Origin of the sequence: Shewanella sp. (assembly GCF_051658185.1) — a bacterium.
GTDB lineage: Bacteria > Pseudomonadota > Gammaproteobacteria > Enterobacterales > Shewanellaceae > Shewanella.
In genome coordinates this window covers 1-4,344 of the sequence record NZ_JBOFMC010000068.1, presented here as the reverse complement: position 1 = coordinate 4,344, position 4,344 = coordinate 1, and the positions used below count along the sequence as shown (strand labels likewise).

Annotated in this window: 2 protein-coding genes; one reads left to right on the top strand and one right to left on the bottom strand. The window is 49.8% G+C overall.

Annotation, left to right across the window (positions count from 1 at the left end; genetic code table 11):
* The first annotated feature begins 174 nt into the window (after positions 1–174).
* Positions 175–612: an OsmC family protein gene (locus ACRCZA_RS03090; protein WP_438673020.1), complete on the top strand. Its 438-nt coding sequence runs from the start codon at positions 175–177 to the stop codon at positions 610–612.
* 421 nt (positions 613–1,033) lie between these two features.
* On the opposite strand, the gene ACRCZA_RS03085 is transcribed toward ACRCZA_RS03090, so the two are convergent.
* Complete coding sequence (locus ACRCZA_RS03085; RefSeq protein ID WP_438673021.1) at positions 1,034–4,318, bottom strand: S41 family peptidase; 3,285 nt, start codon at positions 4,316–4,318, stop codon at positions 1,034–1,036.
* Positions 4,319–4,344 lie beyond the last annotated feature (26 nt).

Here is a 4,344-nt window from a genome sequence, read left to right as displayed (position 1 = left end):
ATGGTGATAGCGATGGCCATTGGCATTATCACGCAAAGCCTGTTTACCGCGGGATGGCTCGTTAGTTCAGATTTTTCAAATTATTAAAGAAGAGTCTTATCTCAAACGCTGCTACTGGTTAACTTATCACGGCTAAGCTATAGTGCCCCCAAGTGATTTACAGAGGAAAGAACCATGGGCTTTAACTTAACCGTTAATTGGCAGTCAACCCCCGCCGAAGAAGGCGAGTTTTGCCGCGATCACAGCATTACGTTTGGAAGCGGCCAGACCATTGCCGCATCATCGGCACCGGAATACAAAGGCAATGAACACCATGTCAACCCAGAAGAAAGCCTGTTAGCCGCGCTCTCTTCATGCCATATGCTGACCTTTTTGGCGATTGCGCACCTCAAACGCTTACCCGTACTCTCTTATGTGGATAACGCCACGGCTGAACTTGGCAAAAATAGCGCAGGCAAACTGGCGATCACTAAAATGGTGCTCAATCCTGTGGTGACCTTTGCTGAAGGCGTTGATATCACACAAGATACACTAGATAGAATTCACGAAAAGGCCCATGCCAACTGCTTTATCGCCAATTCATTAGCGACGGATATCCAAATAAAATACTAAAACGATAGGAACAAAGAGCGGTTATAACAATAGCGAGAAGGTGAATGAGCGGTAGGTGAATGAGCGAAAGGAGAATGGGGCTCAGTTTGCGTTAAGTGTGGACTCAAACAGTCCCTTACCGGTGAGCCAGAAGATAAACAGTTCTGCGCCCCAAATCTGCGCCCGCTAATGGCTATCCCTAGTCCCGAGCGAAAAGCGTGACAAATGTGGAAAGCATGAAAAACATAAAAAGTGCCGTCTGTCATGCGCCATCCTGGCTGCTATCCCGATGAGCCACCAGCAGACAATGCAGGGTTCATACGCAAGAGTTCCTCATCGAAAAATGGGCGTTGTCTCGGGAACTACAAGACAACGCCCTAAAACAAAAACACCCTATTTTATCAACATTAACTTAATAATAAGTGAAATACCGCTGCCGCGATTAGTTAAGGTTAATATCTTGGGCCATCCCCGTTGTCGGCATAGGCTGCGCCTTAAGTGCTGGGATGGGTTGTTTGGCCAGTTCAGCCTGTAAATAGTCGATGGCCTTTTCCAGTTGCGCATCGTTACCGTTAAAAGTGGCAAAGGGTAAATTATCGACCTCAATATCCGGGCTTACGCCGCGTCCTTCTAATATCCAGCGACCATCCATGGCATACTGCGGATATTCAGCAACCCGCGCCATGCCCTTATCGGTCAAGGTATTGCGTCCAGATAACCACACTCCCGCTCCCGCCGTTTGTTTACCGATAAGTGGCGCGATCCCAAGCGCTTTAATCCCTGCAGCAAAGGTTTCACCGTCGGAATAGGTCAGCTCATCGGTTAATACCACTAAATGACCGCGGAAAGTTTGCTGCATATTGGTATAGGCCGTCCCACGGGTCGGTTGCCAAAATGCCCAGGCACGACGCAACAGTTTTTCGATGATCCAACTGTCGATATTGCCACCGCGGTTGCGGCGCACATCGATAATCAAACCGTCCTTATCATAATTGGTGTAAAACTCACGGGCGAAACTCTCAATATCGCCGCCGCCCATGGCATATAAATGCAGATAACCAATTTTGCCCTGACTCGCTTCAGTCACCACGCTGGCATTATGGTTGACCCAATCTAAGTAACGTAATTGGCTATCGACCTGAGTGTTGACGGGGATCACCACGGTTTTATGGCGTTGGTCAGCGCGTTTAAGTTCAAGCAACACCTGTTTATCCTGCTGATTACGCAGTAAACGCGTCACGTCAGCCACATTCGTCACCGGCGTGCCGTTAATGGCAAGTAACAGATCGCCCTCTTTGGCATCGACTTCAATACGGCTTAAGGGGGACGCTTGGCTCGGCAGTTCAGGATCATTGCGATAAATATGGGCTATTTTCACCCCGTCGCGAGTGTGTTGCAGCCGCGCGCCTAAACTCGCTCCTTTCGCCGCATCGGGATCTTTAGGCAAATCGCCGCCACGCACTTGTGAGTGCAGTGAATCTAACTCGCCCATCATCTGCATAAAAATGTCGTTTAATTCATTACGGTCAGTTAAGCGTTCGAGCATTGGCTGATACTTAGCCTTGGTCGCCTGCCAATCGAGACCGCGCATATTTTTGTCAAAGAAGGAGTCACGATGCATTAACCATGCATCTTCAAACATTTGTTGCCACTCTAAGGTTGGCGAAATCGCTAATTGCCACTGCTCAGTCTGCACCTTGGCATTGTCGGTATCGCCAAGTTTGTCGCCCGCATCGACAATCAGCAGCGACTTTTCATTGCTTTTTTTGCGCAATAACAGCTTTTTACCGTCAGCAGAGACTCCATAGTTAGCCACGTCTTCAGCAAACACCTCCGCTTTAGGCTGCTGCTCGGTAAACTTAATCGTCATCAGATTAGGTTGGCTTTCATCGCCAATCGCTTGATCGAGCACATAGAGACGATCGTCAATGGCAGATAACTGGCTGTAATTGCCCGAATCCACCGGGACTTGCCATAGGCGCTCACGGATCCCGGCCCAATCAATTTTTACGGGGATGGGTTTATCCTTCGCTTCGGCTTTGGCGGCGGTCTTTGCCGTCAACTCGGTTGGTTTACTGAAGGGAAACTTGGCATTTTTCACTAACGAAATCGCAAAAATCTGGCTGCGTTTATCAAACACTGGCCCCATGTTACGGTCGCCCCAAGGCGAGCTTGGAGTTGCGGTAAACTGGCGATTAGAAAGGAAATATAACCACTGGCCATCGCGGCTAAAGGTCGGCGAATAGGATTCATATTTATCGCTGGTGAGCGCTTGCGCCTTATTTTCATCCACTGAATAAAGCACGATTTGCGGCCTTTGCTTGCCGATTTCCGATTTGGTTAACGCGATAAAACGGCTGTCGCCGGACCAACGAATATCGACATAGGGGCCAAGGCCTTCACCATGACTGATGATTTTTTGGTTAGTATTTTTCTTTAAGTCCAGCAGCCACACATTACCGTCGTTATCATCGTGGGCAAGATAGCGACCATCGTTGGATAAACTCAGCGACATTCTTAAGGTGTTGCCATCCTTGGTCAGCTGTTTAGCACCACGGGTTCCATCAGCAGGAAATTGCCAAATTTCCTGCTGGCCGGTCATATCGCTGATGGCATAAACCGATTTACCATCCTGACTCAAGATGGCATTTCGTACCCGGTAAGTACCAGGAAGCGCCACTTGCACTAAGCGCGAGCCATCAATCCCCGCAATCGCCACATGGCTGCGGGCAGTGATCACCACTTTATCGCCAGCGGGGGCAAGGTTCGCGGAAGTGGCATAATCCATCGGATCTGTGACCCAATGTTCGCGGCGCTGGGCAAAATCTGAAATTAATTCAATGTTTAATAATGAATCCTTAGCAGAGGCGATATTAAAAACATGAATATCTGCCCCGAGTTGAAAGACAACGTTACCTTGATCCATGCGCGCGCCGCGCATTTGCCACTCTTTATATTGGGTTAGCTGTTGAGCATCACTGCCATCTAGAGCCATTGACCAGAGATTGTCGTTACCATCGCTATCGCTAATAAAATAGAGTCTGTCTTGCCATAGCATGGGCTGGCGGACTGAGCCTTGGTGCTGCCCGCTAAGTAACTGCGCCTCATCTTTCCCCCCCAGTTTAAAGCGCCATAATTCGCCCTTAGCGCCGCCGCGATATACCTTCGCATTATCGCCGGTCACCTGCAGGCCGAAACGGGTAAAATACACATACTGATGATTGGCATCGATCACCCCTTCCACCGCATCAGCCAAGGGCAGATCGGTCGTGGTTAAACTCTCGGGATTAACAAGACGCAACATCCAATTATTCGCGGGACCAAAACCTGCGTCAGTCGAATACAACACTTCCCCCTGAGAGGTCCACCCTTGCACTCGCACGCGGCTATTTTCAAAACTCAGCCGTTTTGCGACACCGCCCGTCACGGGAATAACATAGACCTCACTCGCCCCTTCGTAATTCGCCACATAGGCCACCCATTTACCGTCGGCCGATATCGCCGCGCCGAGCTCTTCAGCGGCTAAGGTGGTCAAGCGCGTCGCCGCCTTTTGGCCGAGGGTTTGCGTCCAAAGGTCGCCTTCCGCCGTAAACACTAAGGTCTGATCATGCAAGGCTGGCGCGCGATAATAACCTTGACGGTTAAGCGTATCGGCAGCAAACGCATTAGCAGAGGGCAAGATACCCAAAGCAAGCAGCACGCAGGTAAGAGAATGGCGCAGTTTCATGGATGATTTGATGCTCCGATGGTCAT